Genomic DNA, 19,537 nt, shown 5'->3' on the forward strand with positions numbered 1-19,537 from the left:
GCTTTTTTATTGCCGGTACCGGTCAGAATCAGGTATCAGGACTCATCTTGTTGCTGACGAACAACGTTAACTTGTTGCCCGGTTGCAGGTTGTCCGCATTCGTGTTCCAGCGCATCACATCTTTGATGTTGACGCCGTGACGTTTGGCAATGCTCGACAATGAATCGCCTTTACGCACCTGATAAGTGATGCTGCCACCGCTGACACTGGTATCGCTGACGCTGTTATCCGCCACTTGCAGGGTTTGCCCAACTTTTAACGCGCCTGCTGAGCGCAAATTGTTCCAACGCTGTAAATCACGGGTTTTCACATTCAGCCGGGCTGCAATGCTGGACAAGCTGTCGCCGGAGCGAACCTTGTACGCCTTTGCACCTGACGGAGTGTTGCTGGCCAGTTTCGTTTCCTGCACTGCGGCAATATCGCCATCAGCCAGAGAATCTTTCAACTGGTCGGCATGCGCCTTCGGCAGAACAATGTAATGCGGGCCATTCGGCGCGGTCACATTCTTCTTGTAGCCAGTGTTATACGATTTCAGCTTCGTCAGGGACATCCCGGCCATTTCAGCGGCCTGGGTCAACTGCATCTGCTGACCGACTTCAACACGCGCCAGGGCTCGGTCTTCACTCGGTTGCGGCAGGCTGATACCGTATTTCTTGCTGTGCTTTAAAATATCGCTCAGCGCTAACATCTTAGGCACGTAAATTGACGTTTCACGAGGAAGCGCCAGCGCCCAGAAGTCAGTCGAGCGACCTTTCGCTTTATTAGCTTTCACCGCTTGCATCACGCGGCCTTCACCACTGTTGTACGCGGCAATGGTCAGTAACCAGTCACCACCAAACATTTTGTTCAGGCGTTGCATCATATCAAGCGCAGCGGTCGTCGACGCCACAACATCACGGCGTCCGTCATACCACTGGTTTTGTTTCAAACCATAGTTGCGACCCGTCTGTGGCACGATCTGCCACAACCCGGCAGCGTTAGCTGATGAGGTTGCTTTTGGGTCAAAAGCGCTCTCCACTATGGGTAGCAGTACCAGTTCCATCGGCATATTACGTTTCTTAATCTGCTCGGTGATCCAGTACATGTACGGCTCTGCCCGTAATGTTACATCGTGGAGATAGCTCTTATTTTTTAAATATTTAACTCTTTGTTCGCGGATCCGGGGGTTATCCGGAACCTTCATCTTCAGCTCGTCGCCTATGAAGTTCCACAGATTTTGTTGGGAGACGGCGTCGTTTCCATCCAACCATCCCCCAGAGGCCGCTCGGCCATCATCTGTGTACTGTCCTGCTTCACTTTGACTTGCCGAAGACAAACTCTGTGCATGTTGCTCGGGTACCTTCACGCCCTGCCTGGACGCCTGGCAACCTGTGAGCAACATGGAGGCGATTATTAGGATCGCGTTTGCCTTCATGTGTGTGTCATAGTTGCTTAAAAGACGAGCGATAATACTTTGCTTCGAAAAAAAACACAACCTTTGGGTCTAAAAGCTGTCCTTGAGTGCCCTTAAATGGGCGAAAACCTGTGAGCCTGTCTTTAAGGGATCGTTAAGGTTTAATTTGTTTTGTAAATCAACATCATCGCAGCGTAAAAAGACGTTAATTTTACGCTCAAGACCCAGGGTTGAAGGCAGGGAAGATTGTCCCTTTTCCCGCATTTGTTGCACTTTGTGCTCATGAGAATGAATATCATGATCCTCCGGTAAAATAGAGCGTGCAAACTTAAGATTTGAGAGAGTGTACTCGTGCGCCGCACAGACTAATGTTTCGTCAGGGAGCGCCGCTAACCGTTGAAACGACTGGTACATTTGCTCCGGCGTTCCTTCGAACAGACGGCCACAACCGGCGGAAAACATCGTGTCTCCGCAGAAAAGATAAGGTGCGCTATAGTATGAAATGTGACCAAGCGTGTGGCCGGGCGTAGCAAAGATCTGCCATTCCAGACCGCCAATTACCAATTTATCGCCGTTTTTAAGACTAATCTGACTAAATTTGTTCTCAGTTTCGTGAGGTCCGTACACTTTCAGACCCGGAAAATGGCCGGAAATTTCATTTACGCCGCCCACATGGTCGTGATGATGATGCGTCAGAAGGATGGCGGTAGGCGTTAAATTCGCCATTTTCAGTGCGGCTAAAACAGGCGCCGCTTCGCCGGGATCCACAATCAGACAATGGCCTTTCTGGTCATCGAGCATCCAAATGTAATTGTCCTGCAGGGCAGGAATACTGATAAGATTCATGGCAACCTCTCTTTGGCAACTGCTTGAAAGAAGATAATAAAATATGCGACCAGCCCGCGCCCGTAAGACCATTGTTGCACCGGCATCCTGGGAAGATATTCCCTGCGGCGACTATTACCGTGCCGCGCTTGAGCAACAACTGCAACCCTGGTGGGGAAAACTCTATGGTTTTCACCTGCTGAAAATCGGCGCATTAAGTGCCGAAATCAACGCGGAAGCTTGTCCTATCTCGCATCAGGTCAATTTCGCACCGGAAGGCGAAGGGCTGCATGTCAGGGGCGAACCCTACTATTTACCGTTCTCCGCGAAATCGGTCGATGCCTGTCTGCTGTGCCATACGCTGGCGTATGCTGATGACCCGCACCGCATACTGCGTGAAGTTGACCGCGTGCTGATTGATGACGGCTGGATGGTGCTGAGCAGCTTTAATCCGCTGAGTCTGTTAGGTATCGGGAAACTGATGCCGTTCTTTCGCAAACGTCAGCCCTACAGCAGCCGTCTGTTTACACAGATGCGGCTGCTCGACTGGCTGTCGTTGCTCAATTACGAAGTGATGGTTCACCGGCGTTTTCATGTGCTGCCGTGGAAAAAGAATGGCGGCAAATTGCTGAGCACGCATCTGCCTGCGCTGGGCTGCATGACGTTAATTATCGCCCGCAAACGCACGTTCCCGCTGACGCCTACGGCGAAAAAAGTTCACGCGCAGAAACAGAAAATACAGCAGGCCGTCGGGGCGACAAAAAGCTATCGGGAAGAGCATCGGGACTGAGTGTGCCCGATGCGCGTCTGTTTAACTCTCTGCCTGATAACCCACATCTTCCAGCGTCGGATTGCCCGCCGCTTCTTTTGCCAGCACGTCGCAGCGTTCGTTCTCAGGATGACCTGCATGGCCTTTTACCCACATCCAGTTCAGCTGGTGAGTCTGAATTGCGGCATCAAGACGCTTCCATAAATCGACGTTTTTCACCGGTTTTTTATCCGCAGTTTTCCAGCCACGTTTTTTCCAGTTATGGATCCAGGTGGTAATGCCCTGGCGCACATACTGACTGTCGGTGCTTAACGTGACTTCGCACGGTGTGGAAAGGGCTTCGAGCGCAACAATGGCCGCCATCATTTCCATGCGGTTATTCGTGGTCAGGCGGAAACCCGCGCTGAACTCTTTTTCGTGTTGCTTATAGCGTAAAATTGCACCGAAACCGCCGGGGCCGGGGTTGCCGAGGCAGGAGCCGTCGGTGAAAATTTCTACCTGTTTGGTCATCTCTGGCAGGCTCTTTCATCAAATATAAAAACCAAGTCTGACATAAACCATCCTGCCGGGCACAGTAATATCTTGGGGTGCAACTGTCTGAAAGCGGGGCACTGAGGTACCTTTGTAACAGGTTTGACCGTCACTAATGACTCTTTTGGCTGGAGAGCGCTGTCTTTTGCAATATAATAGGAAAAGGCAGAGTGGCAGTTCAAAACTCTGAGTGAGTTCCGTCTTTCATGGTTTTTTCACTGCAAATTTTTCAATGCTTTAAGGATGTCTGATGAGAAATGTAACGGTTTCTGCAACACAAATGAGCTGCAGCTGGGATTTGGAAAAGAATATTGTTAATGCCGAAAAACTGGTTCGCGAGGCACATTCCAAGGGCGCGCAAGTCATTCTGATTCAGGAACTTTTTGCCGCACCGTACTTCTGTATCGATCAGAGCCCGGAACACTACGGCCTGGCGCAGGAACTGACTAACAGTCCGCTCATCCGTCATTTCTCAGCACTCGCCAAAGAACTGGAAGTGGTGCTGCCGCTGAGCTTCTTCGAGAAGTGCAACAACGCTTATTACAACTCGCTGGTCATGATTGATGCTGACGGCAGCGTACTGGATGTTTACCGTAAAACACACATTCCGAACGGCCCTGCCTATCAGGAAAAACAATTCTTCATTCCCGGCGATACCGGTTTCAAAGTCTGGAATACCCGTTACGCGAAAATCGGCGTAGGGATCTGCTGGGATCAATGGTTCCCGGAAACCGCACGTTGCCTGGCCTTGCAGGGTGCAGAAATTATCTTCTATCCGACGGCGATTGGTTCAGAGCCAGCGTATCCGGAAATCGACAGCCAGCCACACTGGACCCGCGTTCAGCAAGGCCACGCAGCGGCAAACCTGGTGCCGGTGATTGCGTCGAACCGCATCGGTACGGAAAAGAGTAAATTCATTCCTGATTACGAAATGACCTTCTACGGTTCTTCATTCATTGCGGATCAGACCGGCGAACTGGTTGCTCAGGCCGGTAAAACAGAAGAAACCGTGCTGGTTCATACTTTTGATCTGGATGCGATTGCCGCGCAGCGCGCGTCATGGGGCCTGTTCCGCGACCGTCGTCCTGAAATGTATGGCGCTATCGCCACATCCGACGGTTCAACAAGGAAATAACTGATGTCTTCAATTGATATCAATCCTCAGGCTGAAGGTTTTGCGATGCCCGCTGAATGGGCACCGCAGCAGGCTGTCTGGATGATCTGGCCTTACCGTCAGGACAACTGGCGTTCAAACGGACGCCCTGCGCAACAGGCTTTTTCTGCCGTTGCGGCGGCTATTTCCAGCACCACGCCGGTCATTATGGCTGTCCCTGCTGCGGAAATGGAGAAGGCCCGTGGCCTGATGCCTTCGCAAATTACGCTGGTGGAAATGGAAAGTGACGACGCCTGGATGCGCGACACCGGCCCGACCATTGTGGCCAATGCAAAAGGTGAGCGTCTGGCGATCGACTGGACGTTTAATGCGTGGGGCGGTCTTAATGGCGGCCTGTATTCCAGCTGGGATCGTGACCAGCTCGTTGCCCGTCAGGTGGCGAACTATCATCACATACCTTACCTTTCCACAAGTCTGGTACTTGAGGGAGGTTCAATCCATGTCGATGGCGAAGGTACGCTGCTGACCACGGCGGAATGCCTGCTTAATCCCAACCGCAATCCGGATCTTTCGAAGTCAGAAATTGAAGCGAAATTGCAGGAATATCTGGGCGTTAAGAAAATCATCTGGCTTGAAGAAGGCGTGTTCAACGATGAAACCGACGGTCACATTGATAACATGTGCTGCTTTGTTCGTCCGGGTGAAGTAGCGCTCCACTGGACTGACGATCAGAACGACCCGCAGTACGCGCGTTCTGTTGCCGCTCTGAAAGTGCTGGAATCGACGAAAGATGCGCAGGGGCGCAGCCTGAAAGTCTGGAAAATGCCGTCGCCGCCGATGCTGTTTGCCAGCGCGGAAGAGACCATTGACGTGTTGCCGGGAACGGCGATTGAACGCCACGAAGGTAACCGCCTGGCGGCGTCTTACGTCAACTATCTCATCAGCAACCGGCACATTATCTTCCCGCTGCTGGATCCGCAAACGGATAAACAAGCCGAAGCGGTATTCGCTGAAATGTACCCTGATTTCAAAGTGACCGGCGTTCCGGCCCGCGAAATCCTGCTGGGCGGTGGCAACATTCACTGCATCACTCAGCAAATCCCCGCGTAAGATAAAATGCCCGTAGCGCGATGCTGCGGGCTCATCAACTTCTCCGGCGAAATGACTTAAGCCTCCACCTGATGGTACTCTGTGACGCATTCACGATGTCTCTATCGTCCGGGTTTCGTTTCAAAATGATCGGCAGGGTTGGGTAAATAACCATGGATTTACAAAACACATCTAACAGGATCGTCGTTCTCGATACCGAAACCACCGGTATGAACAAACTCGGCGTCCATTACGAAGGGCACCGGATTATCGAAATCGGTGCTGTTGAAGTAATTAACCGCCGTCTGACAGGGCGCAATTTCCACATTTATCTCAAACCCGATCGTCTGGTCGACCCTGAAGCTTTCGGCGTTCATGGGATCAGTGACGAATTCCTGGCCGACAAACCGGTGTTTGCCGACATTGCCGACGATTTTATCGAATACATTCGCGGTGCAGAATTAGTCATTCATAACGCAACGTTCGACATCGGCTTTATGGATTACGAGTTCGGCATGCTTGGCCGTAATCTGCCGAAAACCGAAACCTTCTGCAAAATCACCGACAGTCTGGCGATGGCGCGAAAGCTGTTTCCCGGCAAGCGTAACAACCTCGATGCCCTGAGCGATCGCTACCTGATCGACAACAGCAAACGAACGCTGCACGGCGCATTGCTCGACTCCGAAATTCTTTCAGAAGTTTATCTGATGATGACCGGCGGGCAGACCAGTATCAAATTCACTCACGAAGGTGAGCAGAATACCGGGGCAGACGGGTTGGGGATCCAGCGCGTGGCGCGTCCGGTGTCCGGGTTGAAAGTCATTACGGCTTCAGAGCAGGAGCTGGCGTGGCATGAAGAACGGTTAGATTTAGTGGTGAAAAAGGGCGGCAGCTGTTTATGGCGTTCGTGATGCGTATTTTCTGCAATTTGTATTGAAAATATCCGGTGTGTGGAAAAACTGTGCAGTCGGTAGAAAATATCAGGAAAAGCATTGACGTAATGGCGGGTATTCCTTAATATCCGCCTCGTTCTTAACCAGAACAAAACGCGGAGCGGTAGTTCAGTTGGTTAGAATACCTGCCTGTCACGCAGGGGGTCGCGGGTTCGAGCCCCGTCCGTTCCGCCACTATTCAGAAGCCCTGAGTGAGAAATCACTCAGGGCTTCGTCGTTTCAGCCTTCCTGGCTTTTTTCCCCTGTTACAACGATTTATTCCACTTCTGTTTTCATATAGCCCATTGCGTTACCTGTCGCGCGGTCATGACGGGCGATATAGCGATAAAAACCGCCCGCCAGAAATGCCCCGATGAACCAGCTGAAATTCGCCACCTGATGCAGGCTCGGCGTAAAGCTGATGACCAGACCAATCAGCACCGCAGGCACCAGCGCGCCGATGGCTTTCGGGTTGAACCCGTTGCGGTACCAGTAACGGCCGGAAGGGGAGGCGTTAAACAGCGCATCGACATCCATATGACCGCGTTTGATCAGGTAATAATCCGCCAGCAGAATGCCAAACAGCGGCCCGATGAATGCCCCGAGAACATCGAGCGTGTAGTGGATCAGCTCCGGTGACTGGAACAGGTTCCACGGTGTCAGTAAAACAGAGCCGACGGCGGCAATCATCCCACCGGTACGGAAACTGATTTTCTGCGGCGAACAGTTAGAGAAATCGAACGCCGGTGATACGAAGTTCGCCACAATATTGATACCAATCGTCGCGATGATCATGGTCAGTAGCCCGAGTGCCACGGCTACGCTGTTACCCACGCGGCTGACCGTTTCAATCGGGTCAGTAATCATCTGGCCAAACAGGGATTGTGTACCGGAAACAATCACCACGGTCACAATCGAGAACAGCAGGAAGTTAAACGGCAGGCCCCAGCGGTTACCGCGACGGATTTCGCTCATGCTTTTGCCGTAACGTGAAAAGTCACCGAAGTTGAGCAGCGGGCCGGAGAAATACGAGACGACCAGCGCCGTGGCGGTCAGCATTTCCCAGCCCTGCTGGCCGACGGTCAGCGTTTTTGTCGACAGTGTGAAAGAGATATTGCTCAGCCCGGTTTTATACAAAATCCATCCGGCCAGCATCAGCATCACGACGTACACCGCCGGGCCCGCCACGTCGATAAAACGCTTAATTGCGCTCATGCCGTGCCAGAACACCATCGCCTGCAATACCCACATAATGCCGAAGCAAATCCATCCCAGCGCAGATAAGCCCAGCCAGTGCGGCACGGTCAGCGGCGTCAGGGACGGGAAGAATTTCAGCAGCACCAGCATTAACGCGCTGGCCGCCAGATAGGTCTGAATGCCATACCACGCAAACGCGATCAGCCCGCGGATCACTGCCGGAATATTCGCCCCGAACACGCCAAATGCCTGACGGCAAATCACCGCGTATGGCACGCCAGCCTGCTGGCTCGGCTTCGCCACCAGGTTGGCACAAATCTGCACGATACAAATCCCGCACAATAAACACAGCAGCACCTGCCAGCTGGTCAGCCCGAGCGTGAAGAAACTCGCTGCGACCACATAGCCGCCCATACTGTGTACGTCGGACATCCAGAAAGAAAAAATGTTGTACCAGCTCCAGTTTTGGTCACGAGTGGGAGCTAAATCATCATTACACAGCCGCGGGCTGTAATAAGGTTTGATGATCCCGGCGCCTTGTTCGGATGACGCCGTGGCGGAGGTGATTTCCTGATTTGGCATAAATCGTGCTCCTGTCATTAACAACATGTAAAAGTCGGAAGCCGGTGACCGGCTGCCCAAAGGTGAAAAGCAGTCACAGGAGCACTGCACGAATCAGGCCATATTTCATTTTTTGTATACAAAAAATAATTTTCATGTATACGATTAATCTATCGAACGGTATACGGAGTAACGGCAATGACCAGTTGGAGCGGGCTGAATACGGCCTATTTTACCGAGGATAAGGACGACCACATTTACAACGCGCTGGTGAAATCGATTGTTGAACACCAGCTTTTGCCGGGCAGTAAATTGCCGGAAGAAGCGCTGGCTGAAGTTTTTTCTGTCAGCCGGACGGGCATCCGGCGCGTGTTGCAGCGCCTTGCCGCAGTGCAACTGGTCACGCTGTTGCCCAAGCGTGGTGCGCATGTCACCACGCCGGACGCAGAGGAATCCCGCGACGTTTTCGCCACCCGAAAAATTCTTGAATGCGCCAACCTGCCGCTGGTGATCGCGCATTGCCAGTCCACGCATCTGGTGGCGCTGAAAAAACTCGTACAGGAAGAAAAGCGCGCCCACGACGAACGTAATGGCCCGGCCGCAATCCGGCTTTCTGCTGCTTTCCACGTCCAGCTTCAGGCGATTTCCGGCAACAAAGTGCTGACCGAATCGGTTTCTCAGCTCACGCTGCGTTCTTCACTGGCGATTGCCGCCTGGGGCGCGCCGTGGCAACAGGGCTGCCGGTGTCATGATCACGATGATTTACTGGAACTGATGAAAAAGCGGGACGTTGCCGGGCTGACGCAAAGCATGTCGCATCACTTCGACAGCATCGTTTCCAGCCTGCGTTTTGAGCAAAATAAAGGGCAGGTGCCTGATTTCGCGAATATCTTTTCCTCTCATCTTCTGGTCGCCGGAAAGGAGCCAGAGTGATGACAAAACCGCTTTGTATACAACTGATCAACCCGAACACCAGTCTGGCGATGACAGAAGTCATGGCGCAAACCGCGCGCTCTGTTGCTGCCGGGGATACACAAATTGTGGCGGTTTGTCCGCAGGAAGGCGCGCCGTCGATTGAAGGGCATTTTGATGAGGCGATTGCCACGCTCGGTGTTTTGCAGCAGGTGAAAGCCGGGCGCGAAGCCGGCGTGGACGGCCATATCATTGCCTGTTTTGGCGATCCGGGCCTACTGGCCGCGCGTGAGCTGGCACGTGCGCCGGTCATCGGCATTGCTGAAGCGGCCATGCATCTGGCCACGATGCTGGCGACGCGTTTTTCCATCGTCACCACTTTGCCAAGAACCCTCACTATTGCCCGCCATTTACTGCATCAGTACGGTTTCGAGCGTCATTGCGCGGCGCTGCATGCGATCGATCTTCCGGTGCTTTCGCTCGAAGACGGCAGCGGGCTGGCGCAGCAGAAAGTGCGTGAACAATGCATCGCCGCGAAAAAATCCGACGGCAGCGGGGCGATTGTGCTGGGCTGCGGCGGAATGGCCGATCTGGCGCAGGAACTGACGCTGGAGCTGAATATTCCGGTGATCGACGGCGTCAGTGCGGCGGTCAAAATGGTCGAGTCGCTGGCCGCACTTCGCCTGACCACCAGTAAGCACGGTGATCTGGATTATCCGCTGGAAAAACCCTTGTCTGGCCGCTTTGCCGGACTGAATCTGAGAGATAACCATGCCTGAATTCGATAACGGTTTTACTGAAAATTATCCGCGCGACCTGATTGGCTATGCCGGTCGTCCGCCACACGCAAACTGGCCGGGTAATGCCCGGATTGCGGTGCAGTTCGTCCTCAACTATGAGGAGGGCGCGGAAAATAACGTCCTGCACGGCGACGCCGGTTCGGAACAATTTCTCTCGGATATTATCGGCGCAGCCAGTTTTCCCGACCGTCATATGTCGATGGATTCACTGTATGAATACGGCTCACGCGCCGGTTTCTGGCGGATCCACAATGAATTCCAGAAGCGCGGCCTGCCGCTGACCGTTTTCGGTGTCGCGATGGCGCTCGTGCGTAACCCGGAAATCGTCAGCGCCATCAAAGCCGCGGATTACGACGTCGTGAGCCACGGCTGGCGCTGGATCCATTATCAGAACATGAGCAAAGCCGAAGAGGCGGAGCACATGCAAAAAGCCATCACCGTACTTCGCGACCTGTTCGGCAAAGCGCCATCCGGCTGGTACACCGGCCGCGACAGCCCGAACACCCGTCAGCTGGTCGCCGAATCAGGCGGATTCCAGTACGACAGCGATTATTACGGCGATGATCTGCCGTTCTGGACGCCGGTAAAACTGGAAAATGGCGAAACGAAACAGCATCTGGTGATCCCGTACACGCTGGAAACCAACGACATGCGGTTTGCCTCCCCGCAGGGTTTCAATACCGGCGAGCAGTTCTTTACCTATCTCAAAGATACGTTTGACGTGTTGTACGAAGAAGGCGAAACGTCACCCAAAATGATGTCGGTCGGGATGCATTGCCGGATCCTCGGTCGCCCCGGGAGATTTCGCGCTTTACAGCGGTTCCTCGATTACATCGGGTCACACGAGAAGGTATGGGTGTGTAAGCGGCAGGACATTGCCGACCATTGGGTTAAACATTTCGGTGTTTAATCTCGAAATTCAAATTCAAATTCAAATTTAAAATCAAATTCAAAACCTTGGGCTCGCCGCCCAAACTGGCCCAGAGGACGCGTAAGCGCGCGCCCTCTGGACTCCCGCGCTTTTTCACTGCGCGCTTCGCTCGCTGGCCATGTTTCAGTTACCTCTGTGACAGGCTGGAAATCTTGCCGCTGCGCGGTGCCTTCATTTCGGGATTGCAGCCTCAGGTCTGCAACCTCTCATTCAGCAAGATTTCTGAATCGCCCGTACGATCTTAAATTCAAGTTGGAGTTGGAGTTGGAGTTTAAATCGCTCTGTTTTTAGAGAGTTAATTGGCGCGATTAAAAATTTTGCTGAACGGAGCGGCTTCGAGACCAGAGGCTCGAAGACCGAGAGAAGGAACCGCGAAGCGGCAATATTTTGCGCCACTCACTGATCTACCGGAACATGTCCGTCGTACCCGCTGAGCGCGCAGTTAAAAGACGGGGGAGATCCAAGAGGGGCCCGTCCTGGCCCCTTTTGGGCGGTTTCGGCGCAGCGTGAAAAGTGATCGCTGTTATTGAGAAACCGAAAATGTCACCGTTCAGATTTCCCCTCGGTGGGAACCGAAAATTCCACAACTCATTTTTATCCCGGTTAAACCGAAAAAGGTTTCCTCAGCTTTCCAAAGCTGAACCGCCCAATGATTCGGTCAAACCATCAGACTCACATGGGCGGCCACAATCTTCCATCCGCTCGCCATTTTCACCCATGTCTGCTGCTGACGCCCGATTTTGTCCGTACCTTCACGGCGAAACTCCGTACTGGCGACGGCCATGTCATCACCAAATGTGGTGATGGTCGTATTGACCAGTTCCCTGTCTAACCCTTGCGCCGAACGCGCTGAGCGAAATGCCCGGATGGCTTCGATGCCGTAAAGATTTTCTCCCGCGCCAAAGCGCACGGTGCGCGGGTCGTGCCAGAACAGTTCGTCGAGGACGGCGGTATCGTTGGTGATCAGCGCCTGTTCATAGCGATAAAAGGCCGCATTCATTTCGGCAAGGATCGCCGGGCGGTCGATATGTTCAGTTTTCATGATTTCGTCTCTTACTCTTTTGCTTCACCCTGGAAAACGGGATGCAGGTTGTTACGCGGGCATCACCGGAGAACTGCTGACTTCCACTATGCCCTGAAGTTCGAGCGCCCGTGCTGCACGCAGACACAGGTCTTCGCGCCACGGCGGCGCAATCAGTTGTAATCCTATTGGCAGGCCGGTCGATGTCGTGACCGGCACCGTCACTACCGGTAAACCGAGGAACGAAATTGGCTGCGTCAGCATACCCATATTGGCACGTGTCGGCAGATCCTGACCGTTAATTCTGATGGTGTCCTGACCAATCAGCGTTGCCGGGCATGGCGTAGCAGGGGCAATCAAAATGTCCCAGTGATCAAACAGGGGCAAGATTTGTTCCTGAAAATGCTGACGGAAACGCTGTGCCTGCACGTACCATGCCGCCGGGATCATCGCGCCGGCCAGTAAACGCTCGCGCGATAACGGTTCAAACTGTTGCGGGATACTGCGCAGTTTTGGCAAATACTGATTGCCGCCTTCAGAAGCACTGATGATAAATGCCGCTGAACGCGCCAGTTCGGCCTGTGGCATTTCAACTTCTTCCTGCGCTTCAAGAGCCTGAGCAATCTGGCGCACGGCAGCTTTAGCGTGGTCGTCGCACCAGGTCGCAAAATAGCCGCCCAGCACCGCAGTACGCAAACCCTGCTGGCCGCGTCCGAGCTGAGAAAAAGTGGCAGTCACGGGTTTATCTGCCTGGAAGTGATCTTGAGAGTCTGTGCCCTGAATCGCGTCATAGACCTGCGACAGATCCTCGCTGCACCTCGCCATCGGACCGATGTGATCAAGACTGGCGACAAACTGCTGGCTGCCGCGGCGGGAGATCCGTCCGAAGGTCGGTTTCAGGCCGAGAATACCGCTCAATGATGCAGGCACGCGAATGGATCCGTTGGTGTCGCTGCCGAGCGTGAAATGCACCAGACCGGCAGCGACCGCAGCGGCAGAACCGCCGGACGATCCTCCGGCGACGCGTGCCAGATCACGCGGGTTACGGGTGGCACCATAATGGCTGTTTTCGGTAGTGAAACCGTAGGCGTAAGCATCCATGTTCAGCATGCCGGAAAGCATCGCGCCCTGTGCGGCGAGGCGTGAAACGGTCCAGGCATCATGACGTGCGGCGGCGTTGCTGCTGTTGAGGCTCGCGCCCGCCAGCGTAACTTCACCGGCGACGTCCAGCAGGTTTTTCACCGCATAAGGAATGCCTGCCAGCGGTGCCAGTGCGGTTCCGCTGGCGCGGGTTTTATCCACTTTAGCGGCCTCACTCAGCATGCGTTCGCGGGTGATATGCGTATACGCGTTGATGACCGGATTGGCCTGTTCAACGGCGTCCAGCGTGGCGCTGGCAATTTCTGTGGCTGAGATTTCACCCTGTGTAATGGCCTGATGAAGCTGATTAATCGTGAAATTATCAAACGATTTCATGCTCTGTACACCCCGGCGATTTCCAGTCGCGAATCGAGCGGTAAATCCATCAGCGGTTGCGCCATTTGCGCGATACGGCTGAACTGCACCAGCAGTTCCTGACGGCGTACATCGTCGAGTTCCAGCGCCAGAACGGACTCCATCTGGCGGATGTAAGCGGCCCAGTCTGTGGCCGCAGGCGTATTTTTCATGATCAGTTCCTCAGTTTAAAAACCGGCCGCGCTGCCGTTGCTGCGCGGGTCGGAAGCGCCTTCAAACATGCCGTTGGTATGGCGGACAATGGCTCCGGCATGGCCGACGGCTTCACTGAAATCCGGCAACAGTTCGACATCGTGACCGCGCTGTCTCAGTCCGGCCTGGGTCGGATAGGCGAAACGGCCTTCCAGTTTCAGGGAGTCCGAGCTTTCCCCCCATGTACGACCCAGCAGCCAGCGCGGCCCGCTGATCGCCTGCTGCAAGGATTGTCCCTGCACCACATGGCGGATAAATACCGCAGCCTGCGTTTGCGGCTGACCGTCGCCGCCCATCGAACCGTAAACCATGGTGCGCCCGTCGTATAAACGTGCGGCGGCAGGGTTAAGGGTATGAAACGGTTGTTTACCCGGCGCCAGTGCCAGTAAATGGCTGGCATCGAGGCTGAATGAGGCGCCACGGTTTTGCCACAGCACGCCACTCTGGGGCAGAACGACGCCACTGCCGAATTCGTGATAGATGCTCTGAATAAACGATACCGCCAGCCCGCTGCTGTCCATCACGCCCATCCAGACGGTATCGCCCGGACCTTTACCTTTGCCCCAGCCGGCGGCGCTGTGCGGTTTGATGCGGGTGGCGAGGGCGTCGAGATACTGCGGATCCAGCAGGCTTTGCGCGTCCTGCGTCATCATGCGCGGATCGGTGATATAGCGGTCGCGCAGGCCGAACGCCAGCTTGGTGGCTTCGACAATGCTGTGTATCGTCGCGCTTTCATCCATGGTTTCGAGCGGCAGACGGTCAGTCAGACCGAGGATCGCGAGTGAAACTAACCCCTGCGTCGGCGGTGTCAGGTTGTATATTTCGCCTTTGCTGTGTTTGAGACGCAGCGGCACGCAGCGCCGGGGCTTGTAAGCGGCCAGATCGGCACGGGTGACCGGCATGCCGAGCCTTTCCATGTCGGCGGCCATATTGTCGGCCAGTTCACCGCGATAGAAACTGTTCAGCCCGTCTTCGCACAGCATGGATAACGTCTGTGCCAGCTGCGGCTGGGTGAAGCGGTTACCGGCGCGCGGCACTTCGCCGTTCGGTATAAAAACGTCGGCAAACGCGGGGAAGTCTTTCAGCTCATGTTGCTTGGCACGGGTGGCAGCTTCCTGAGAAGCCGTTACCGGAATGCCATCAGCGGCGTAACGGATGGCATCGCGCAGCAGGCGTGAAAGGGGTTTTTGATCGCCACCAAATTCAGCCGACACATTCAGCGCTTCCTGCCAGCCGCCGACCGTGCCTGCGACCGTCAGTGCCGCTTTCGGCCCACGGTGCGGAATATGCGATTCCCCGGTGTAGAAATCGAGAGAGGCCAGCGAGCCGGCGGCACCGCTGGCGTCTATCGCCACCGGATTGCCCTGCGGCGGCACAATCAGCCAGAAACCGTCGCCGCCCAGTCCGTTCATGTGCGGATAGACCACCGCAATTGTTGCGGCTGCGGCCACCATCGCCTCGATGGCATTACCGCCTTCCCTCAGTACCGCAAGCGCACTCTGGCTTGCCAGATGATGAGGTGTGACCGCCATGCCCAGCGGCGCGCTGTTACTGTTAATCATGCGATGTCCTTTTTTGAGACGCTTTTTTATGCTGCCCGCGCTTGCAGGGTTGTGGGCGCGTAGGGATAGAATTAAGCAAGAGGTGTTCCACATCGGCAGAGTCTTGCGTTTTTCACGCTAATTTCTATTGCACTGGCAAGCATAGTGCATGGTATGTTCCGATGAAACATTGGTTACAAAAGGGCCAGAGATGAAACAGATTGATGAGCGTCTGCGTGACCATTACGCAGAACTGACACCGCAGGAACAGCGGGTGGCCGACTTTATTTTTGCCAGCATCGACGACCTGATGAGTTACAACAGCGCAGAGCTGGCGCGGCTCAGCGGCGTGTCGAAAGCCACGGTCAGCCGCCTGTTCAAACGTCTCGGTTACCCGAGCTATCGTGATATGCGCGATGAAATGCGCACCCTGCGCCAGAGCGGAATGCCGCTGACTGACAGCCGTGACGCGGTGCAAGGTAACACCTTGTTATCACGGCACTATAAGCAGGAAATGGCGAATCTTACGCAGTGGATTAACCAGATTGATAGCGCTCAGTTTGGTGCGCTGATTTCAGCGCTGAGTCAGGCGCGACAGGTGCGCCTGCTGGGCTTTCGCAACAGTTATCCGGTGGCATTGCATCTGCGCCAGCAACTGATTCAGGTGCGGGCAGGTGTAATGATGATGCCGCAACCGGGGCAGACGCTGGCGGAAGAACTGGTGGATCTCACCGCGCAGGACGTGGTGATTTTCGTGGCCTTCCGCCGCAGGCCGCGCATGGCGAAGGAAATACTGACGCAGTTACAGTCAGCTGGCGTACCGGTGCTGCTGATTTGCGAGCCTCAGGCGCAGACGCTGACCCCGCTCGCCACCTGGCATCTGGCCGCGCCGCTCGACAGCGTTTCGGCGTTTGACAGCTACTCTTCTGCCATGAGTCTGGCGAATTTACTCAGCAATGCGTTGTTGCACGATATGCTCGCGTCAGGCCGTCAGCGTATTCATCAGATAAGCGATATGTATAACGCGCTGGATGAGCTGGAGCAGCGCTGATTCCCGTTTACAGAACAAACTGAGCGCTTTTCTGGTGCTTTCGCACAATTTTAGTGCGTATGTGTTTTCATAGACTCCCATTTTTTGCCCTGATTCAGGGCAAAAAAACCACTTCTGATCCCGCCAGCATTTTTATAATCCCTTGTCATACCGTGACTTTGCGCACATTTTTTCTGCGGCGTTGCTTTTGGCACATTCGTTGCAAAGTTTTAAATATAAGAATCTATCGTTCCAAAAACTTTTCACCGGAGATAATCTATGAACATGAATAAACGGCTGTTGGCTTGGGCAGGTGCGGCAATGCTGGTGCTTCAGGCATCCGGCGTGATGGCCGATCAGTTGCAGGATATTCAGAAGCGCGGCGTGCTGCGCGTGGCCGTACCGCAGGATTTCCCGCCGTTTGGTTCGGTGAGCAAGGATTTGCAGCCGGAAGGTTATGACATCGACATGGCGCAGTATCTGGCCGATAAGATGAAACTTAAGTTGCAACTTGTTCCGGTCACCAGCGCCAACCGCGTGCCTTATCTGCAAACGGATAAAGTCGATCTGGTCATTTCCAGCCTCGGCAAAAATGCTGAGCGCGAAAAAGTGATCGACTTCAGCAACGCTTACGCACCGTTTTTCCTCGGCGTGTTTGGCGCGCAGGGGGACAAACTGGCGGATCTGAAAGAACTGTCCGGTAAAACCATCGGCGTGACCCGCGGGGCGGTGGAAGATCTGGCGCTGACCGATGTGGCACCAAAAGACGCCAAAATACAGCGTTACGAAGACAACAACACCACGCTGTCGGCCTACCTGTCCGGTCAGGTGGAATACATCGCGACGGGTAATCTGGTGGTGGCAGCGGTGGCCCGTATGAATCCGGCCAAAGCCCCGGTATCGAAAGTCATGCTGAAAGATTCGCCGTGCTACGTCGGGCTGCGTAAAGACGAACCGGCGCTGAAAGACAAAGTGAATGAACTGATCGCCGAAGGCATTAAAGATAAGACGCTGAACACGCTGTCTGAAAAATGGATGAAGGCACCGCTGCCGGCTTCCATCGGCGCGTGATCAGGGCTTTGACGGAGATCTTTCATGACCTATCAGCTTAACTTTAGCGCGCTGTGGCCTTACATGCCGGAACTGCTGGCCGGATTATGGACCACCATTGAGCTGACGGTACTGGCGACGGTTGGCGGTGTCGCAATAGGAATTTGCGGCGCAGCCATCCGCTGCGGCAACCATAAAATTCTGCGGACCGTCTGGGGCATGTATGTCGAAGCCATCCGTAATACGCCGTTTGTTGTGCAGTTATTTTTCATCGTCTTTGGCCTGCCTGCCATCGGCCTGAAGATGACCGCAGGTGAAGCGGCGTTGCTGGCGATGCTGATTAACCTCGGGGCTTACAGCACCGAAATTATCCGCGCCGGTATTCAGGTGACGCCGAAAGGCCAGTGGGAAGCCGGACGCGTGCTGGGATTAACCCGCAGCCAGACATTCCTGCGCATCGTGCTGCCACCGTCGCTGAAACGTATTTATCCGTCGCTGGTCAGCCAGTGCATTATCGTGATGCTCGGATCTTCCGTGGTATCGCAGGTGTCCTATGAAGAACTGACGTTTGCGGCGAACTTAATTCAGTCGCGCACTTTCCTCAGTTTTGAAGTGTATCTGGTCACCACGTTATTTTATTTGTTGTTATCGGTTGCGATGCGTCAGCTGTTGCTGCTGGCCGGACGCCGGGTCTTTGGGAGTGAAAACTGATGATGACTTTCACCGACTGGGACATTGTCCGCAATCTCCTGCTGGCGGCCCGCTGGACCTTGCTGCTGTCGCTGACCGCATTTATTGGCGGTACGCTGGTGACCTTGCCGCTGCTGTTGCTGCGCCTGACTAAACGCCGCTGGCCGACGCGTTTTGTGCGTCTTTATTCCGAATTGTTTCAGGGTACGCCGCTGCTGATGCAGCTGTTCCTGGCGTTTTTCGGGCTTGGCCTGTTTGGTATCAACGTCAGTCCGTGGACGGCTGCCGCGCTGGCGCTCACGCTCTACACCAGCGCCTATCTGGTGGATATCTGGAGTGGCAGTATTGCCGCGTTACCGAAGGGCCAGTGGGAAGCGTCGCGCTGTCTGGGTCTGAATTTCGGCCAAACGTTATGGCGTGTTATCACCCCGCAGGCGCTGCGGATTGCCATCGCGCCAACCGTCGGGTTTTCCGTGCAGGTGGTGAAAGGCACCGCGCTGGCCTCAATTATCGGTTTTGTCGAGCTGACCAAAGCCGGAACCATGCTCAACAACGTGACGTATGAGCCGTTCAAAGTGTTCGGATTAGTGGCGCTGGGCTACTTCCTGATGTGCTATCCGCTGTCGCGTTACAGCCAGCATTTAGAAAAATCATTGCGTGGAGAGAAACAGTAATGCCACTGATCACCATCAATCAGGTTCAGAAGTTTTACGGTCAGAACCACGTGCTGAAAGGCGTGGATCTGGATATCGACAGCGGCGAAGTGATTTCGATTATCGGCCGCAGCGGTTCAGGGAAAAGCACGCTGTTGCGCTGCATGAACGGGCTGGAAGGCTATCAGGAAGGCAGTATCAAACTGGGCGGAATGACCATCACCGACCGCGATTCTCAGGCGCGCGATATCAGCCGTTCCGTTGGCATGGTGTTCCAGAGCTTTAATCTGTTCCCGCATATGACTGCGCTGGAAAACGTCATGCTGGCGCCGCGCCGCGTACTGAAAAAGTCCGCCGCCGAATGCCGGGAACTGGCCGCGCAGATGCTGGCGAAAGTCGGACTGGCAGATCGCATGGATTATTACCCGTCGAATCTTTCCGGCGGCCAGCAGCAACGCGTGGCCATTGCCCGTGCGCTGGCGATGAACCCGAAAGTGCTGCTGTGTGATGAAATCACCTCGGCACTGGATCCGGAATTAGTCGGCGAAGTATTGAAAGTGCTCGAGCAACTGGCGAAAGAAGGCATGACGCTGGTGCTGGTGACGCATGAAATGAATTTTGCCCGTGAAGTGGGCGACCGCGTGGTGTTTATGCATCAGGGCACCGTGTGGGAACAGGGCGAAAGCCGCGCGCTGTTTGCTAATCCGCAAACTCCCGAGTTAAGACAGTTTATCGCATCCGTACGCGGCCTGAATGAGGCTGCTGCAAGCTAACAGTGTAAAGGATTAACT

General features: G+C 54.5%; 20 protein-coding genes and 1 tRNA gene. 13 read left to right on the forward strand and 8 right to left on the reverse strand.

The window, feature by feature from the left end:
• Positions 1 to 28: 28 nt before the first annotated feature.
• Both mltD and gloB read right to left on the reverse strand, forming a co-directional pair.
• Positions 29 to 1,414, reverse strand: coding sequence for a murein transglycosylase D (gene mltD / locus M2403_RS08435; protein WP_165058626.1), 1,386 nt, complete (start codon positions 1,412 to 1,414; stop codon positions 29 to 31).
• Positions 1,415 to 1,483: 69 nt separating this feature from the next.
• Complete coding sequence (gloB, locus tag M2403_RS08440) at positions 1,484 to 2,239, reverse strand: hydroxyacylglutathione hydrolase (RefSeq protein ID WP_152324682.1); 756 nt, start codon at positions 2,237 to 2,239, stop codon at positions 1,484 to 1,486.
• A 43-nt stretch (positions 2,240 to 2,282) separates the two neighbouring features.
• Here gloB and M2403_RS08445 point away from each other — a divergent pair, with 43 nt between their 5' ends.
• Positions 2,283 to 3,008: a class I SAM-dependent methyltransferase gene (locus tag M2403_RS08445; RefSeq protein ID WP_259228927.1), complete on the forward strand. Its 726-nt coding sequence runs from the start codon at positions 2,283 to 2,285 to the stop codon at positions 3,006 to 3,008.
• Positions 3,009 to 3,029: 21 nt separating this feature from the next.
• On the opposite strand, the gene rnhA is transcribed toward M2403_RS08445, so the two are convergent.
• On the reverse strand, positions 3,030 to 3,497 hold the full coding sequence (gene rnhA / locus M2403_RS08450) for a ribonuclease HI (RefSeq protein WP_101079833.1): 468 nt from the start codon (positions 3,495 to 3,497) through the stop codon (positions 3,030 to 3,032).
• 271 nt (positions 3,498 to 3,768) lie between these two features.
• Here rnhA and aguB point away from each other — a divergent pair, with 271 nt between their 5' ends.
• The 4 genes from aguB (at position 3,769) to M2403_RS08470 (ending at position 6,848) form a co-directional block, all read left to right on the forward strand.
• Positions 3,769 to 4,653, forward strand: a complete 885-nt coding sequence (gene aguB, locus M2403_RS08455) for an N-carbamoylputrescine amidase (protein WP_152324680.1) — start codon at positions 3,769 to 3,771, stop codon at positions 4,651 to 4,653.
• Positions 4,654 to 4,656: 3 nt separating this feature from the next.
• Positions 4,657 to 5,742, forward strand: a complete 1,086-nt coding sequence (aguA, locus tag M2403_RS08460) for an agmatine deiminase (RefSeq protein ID WP_217152618.1) — start codon at positions 4,657 to 4,659, stop codon at positions 5,740 to 5,742.
• A gap of 152 nt (positions 5,743 to 5,894) precedes the next feature.
• On the forward strand, positions 5,895 to 6,632 hold the full coding sequence (dnaQ, locus tag M2403_RS08465; protein ID WP_208950421.1) for a DNA polymerase III subunit epsilon: 738 nt from the start codon (positions 5,895 to 5,897) through the stop codon (positions 6,630 to 6,632).
• 139 nt (positions 6,633 to 6,771) lie between these two features.
• Positions 6,772 to 6,848 (forward strand) — tRNA-Asp (locus tag M2403_RS08470).
• A gap of 81 nt (positions 6,849 to 6,929) precedes the next feature.
• Here M2403_RS08470 and M2403_RS08475 read toward each other — a convergent pair.
• On the reverse strand, positions 6,930 to 8,432 hold the full coding sequence (locus tag M2403_RS08475; RefSeq protein ID WP_152324677.1) for an NCS1 family nucleobase:cation symporter-1: 1,503 nt from the start codon (positions 8,430 to 8,432) through the stop codon (positions 6,930 to 6,932).
• Between the two features lie 177 nt (positions 8,433 to 8,609).
• On the opposite strand from M2403_RS08475, the gene M2403_RS08480 reads away from it, so the two are divergent.
• Genes M2403_RS08480 through puuE form a run of 3 tightly spaced genes read left to right on the forward strand, consistent with a single transcriptional unit; the run spans position 8,610 to position 11,033 of the window.
• Positions 8,610 to 9,344: a GntR family transcriptional regulator gene (locus M2403_RS08480; protein ID WP_195815391.1), complete on the forward strand. Its 735-nt coding sequence runs from the start codon at positions 8,610 to 8,612 to the stop codon at positions 9,342 to 9,344.
• Complete coding sequence (locus M2403_RS08485) at positions 9,344 to 10,102, forward strand: aspartate/glutamate racemase family protein (RefSeq protein WP_165058618.1); 759 nt, start codon at positions 9,344 to 9,346, stop codon at positions 10,100 to 10,102. Before M2403_RS08480 ends, M2403_RS08485 begins: the two co-directional genes overlap by 1 nt.
• Entirely contained in the window at positions 10,095 to 11,033 is a 939-nt protein-coding gene (gene puuE / locus M2403_RS08490) for an allantoinase PuuE (protein ID WP_259228928.1), read from the forward strand. Before M2403_RS08485 ends, puuE begins: the two co-directional genes overlap by 8 nt.
• Positions 11,034 to 11,712: 679 nt before the next feature.
• Here the strand turns inward: puuE and hpxZ are convergent.
• The 4 genes from hpxZ to M2403_RS08510 are packed head-to-tail and all read right to left on the reverse strand — an operon-like array spanning position 11,713 to position 15,344.
• Entirely contained in the window at positions 11,713 to 12,096 is a 384-nt protein-coding gene (gene hpxZ, locus M2403_RS08495; RefSeq protein WP_152324673.1) for an oxalurate catabolism protein HpxZ, read from the reverse strand.
• Between the two features lie 51 nt (positions 12,097 to 12,147).
• The gene (locus tag M2403_RS08500) at positions 12,148 to 13,551 is read right to left on the reverse strand and encodes an AtzE family amidohydrolase (RefSeq protein ID WP_259228929.1); all 1,404 of its coding nucleotides are present in this window, start codon (positions 13,549 to 13,551) and stop codon (positions 12,148 to 12,150) included.
• Positions 13,548 to 13,742: an oxalurate catabolism protein HpxX gene (gene hpxX / locus M2403_RS08505; RefSeq protein WP_165058612.1), complete on the reverse strand. Its 195-nt coding sequence runs from the start codon at positions 13,740 to 13,742 to the stop codon at positions 13,548 to 13,550. The genes M2403_RS08500 and hpxX overlap by 4 nt, the downstream gene beginning before the upstream one ends.
• A gap of 15 nt (positions 13,743 to 13,757) precedes the next feature.
• Positions 13,758 to 15,344, reverse strand: a complete 1,587-nt coding sequence (locus tag M2403_RS08510) for a gamma-glutamyltransferase family protein (protein WP_259228930.1) — start codon at positions 15,342 to 15,344, stop codon at positions 13,758 to 13,760.
• 190 nt (positions 15,345 to 15,534) lie between these two features.
• On the opposite strand from M2403_RS08510, the gene M2403_RS08515 reads away from it, so the two are divergent.
• From M2403_RS08515 to M2403_RS08535, 5 genes are all read left to right on the forward strand, one after another.
• Positions 15,535 to 16,374 carry a MurR/RpiR family transcriptional regulator gene (locus tag M2403_RS08515; protein ID WP_217152615.1) on the forward strand — a complete coding sequence of 280 codons (840 nt, stop codon included), beginning with the start codon at positions 15,535 to 15,537 and terminating at the stop codon, positions 16,372 to 16,374.
• Between the two features lie 258 nt (positions 16,375 to 16,632).
• Positions 16,633 to 17,424: a transporter substrate-binding domain-containing protein gene (locus M2403_RS08520; RefSeq protein WP_152324668.1), complete on the forward strand. Its 792-nt coding sequence runs from the start codon at positions 16,633 to 16,635 to the stop codon at positions 17,422 to 17,424.
• Between the two features lie 24 nt (positions 17,425 to 17,448).
• A complete protein-coding gene (locus M2403_RS08525) occupies positions 17,449 to 18,114 on the forward strand; it encodes an amino acid ABC transporter permease (RefSeq protein WP_165058604.1) in 666 nt (221 codons plus the stop codon).
• Between the two features lie 2 nt (positions 18,115 to 18,116).
• Positions 18,117 to 18,767: an amino acid ABC transporter permease gene (locus tag M2403_RS08530; RefSeq protein ID WP_191996181.1), complete on the forward strand. Its 651-nt coding sequence runs from the start codon at positions 18,117 to 18,119 to the stop codon at positions 18,765 to 18,767.
• Positions 18,767 to 19,519 carry an amino acid ABC transporter ATP-binding protein gene (locus M2403_RS08535; protein WP_095923152.1) on the forward strand — a complete coding sequence of 251 codons (753 nt, stop codon included), beginning with the start codon at positions 18,767 to 18,769 and terminating at the stop codon, positions 19,517 to 19,519. Before M2403_RS08530 ends, M2403_RS08535 begins: the two co-directional genes overlap by 1 nt.
• Positions 19,520 to 19,537: the final 18 nt, after the last annotated feature.

This window comes from Rahnella sp. BIGb0603 (assembly GCF_024808755.1).
Lineage (GTDB): Bacteria > Pseudomonadota > Gammaproteobacteria > Enterobacterales > Enterobacteriaceae > Rahnella > Rahnella contaminans.

What these genes read in the sequence shown, in the direction of transcription:
- dnaQ (WP_208950421.1), top strand. Translation starts at nt 5,895, where the DNA reads ATGGATTTACAAAACACATCTAACAGGATCGTCGTTCTCGATACCGAA.
- mltD (WP_165058626.1), bottom strand. Translation starts at nt 1,414, where the DNA reads ATGAAGGCAAACGCGATCCTAATAATCGCCTCCATGTTGCTCACAGGT.
- hpxZ (WP_152324673.1), bottom strand. Translation starts at nt 12,096, where the DNA reads ATGAAAACTGAACATATCGACCGCCCGGCGATCCTTGCCGAAATGAAT.
- puuE (WP_259228928.1), top strand. Translation starts at nt 10,095, where the DNA reads ATGCCTGAATTCGATAACGGTTTTACTGAAAATTATCCGCGCGACCTG.
- aguA (WP_217152618.1), top strand. Translation starts at nt 4,657, where the DNA reads ATGTCTTCAATTGATATCAATCCTCAGGCTGAAGGTTTTGCGATGCCC.
- M2403_RS08480 (WP_195815391.1), top strand. Translation starts at nt 8,610, where the DNA reads ATGACCAGTTGGAGCGGGCTGAATACGGCCTATTTTACCGAGGATAAG.
- M2403_RS08515 (WP_217152615.1), top strand. Translation starts at nt 15,535, where the DNA reads ATGAAACAGATTGATGAGCGTCTGCGTGACCATTACGCAGAACTGACA.
- M2403_RS08500 (WP_259228929.1), bottom strand. Translation starts at nt 13,551, where the DNA reads ATGAAATCGTTTGATAATTTCACGATTAATCAGCTTCATCAGGCCATT.
- hpxX (WP_165058612.1), bottom strand. Translation starts at nt 13,742, where the DNA reads ATGAAAAATACGCCTGCGGCCACAGACTGGGCCGCTTACATCCGCCAG.
- M2403_RS08485 (WP_165058618.1), top strand. Translation starts at nt 9,344, where the DNA reads ATGACAAAACCGCTTTGTATACAACTGATCAACCCGAACACCAGTCTG.
- gloB (WP_152324682.1), bottom strand. Translation starts at nt 2,239, where the DNA reads ATGAATCTTATCAGTATTCCTGCCCTGCAGGACAATTACATTTGGATG.
- aguB (WP_152324680.1), top strand. Translation starts at nt 3,769, where the DNA reads ATGAGAAATGTAACGGTTTCTGCAACACAAATGAGCTGCAGCTGGGAT.
- M2403_RS08445 (WP_259228927.1), top strand. Translation starts at nt 2,283, where the DNA reads ATGCGACCAGCCCGCGCCCGTAAGACCATTGTTGCACCGGCATCCTGG.
- M2403_RS08475 (WP_152324677.1), bottom strand. Translation starts at nt 8,432, where the DNA reads ATGCCAAATCAGGAAATCACCTCCGCCACGGCGTCATCCGAACAAGGC.
- M2403_RS08525 (WP_165058604.1), top strand. Translation starts at nt 17,449, where the DNA reads ATGACCTATCAGCTTAACTTTAGCGCGCTGTGGCCTTACATGCCGGAA.
- M2403_RS08535 (WP_095923152.1), top strand. Translation starts at nt 18,767, where the DNA reads ATGCCACTGATCACCATCAATCAGGTTCAGAAGTTTTACGGTCAGAAC.
- rnhA (WP_101079833.1), bottom strand. Translation starts at nt 3,497, where the DNA reads ATGACCAAACAGGTAGAAATTTTCACCGACGGCTCCTGCCTCGGCAAC.
- M2403_RS08520 (WP_152324668.1), top strand. Translation starts at nt 16,633, where the DNA reads ATGAACATGAATAAACGGCTGTTGGCTTGGGCAGGTGCGGCAATGCTG.
- M2403_RS08510 (WP_259228930.1), bottom strand. Translation starts at nt 15,344, where the DNA reads ATGATTAACAGTAACAGCGCGCCGCTGGGCATGGCGGTCACACCTCAT.
- M2403_RS08530 (WP_191996181.1), top strand. Translation starts at nt 18,117, where the DNA reads ATGACTTTCACCGACTGGGACATTGTCCGCAATCTCCTGCTGGCGGCC.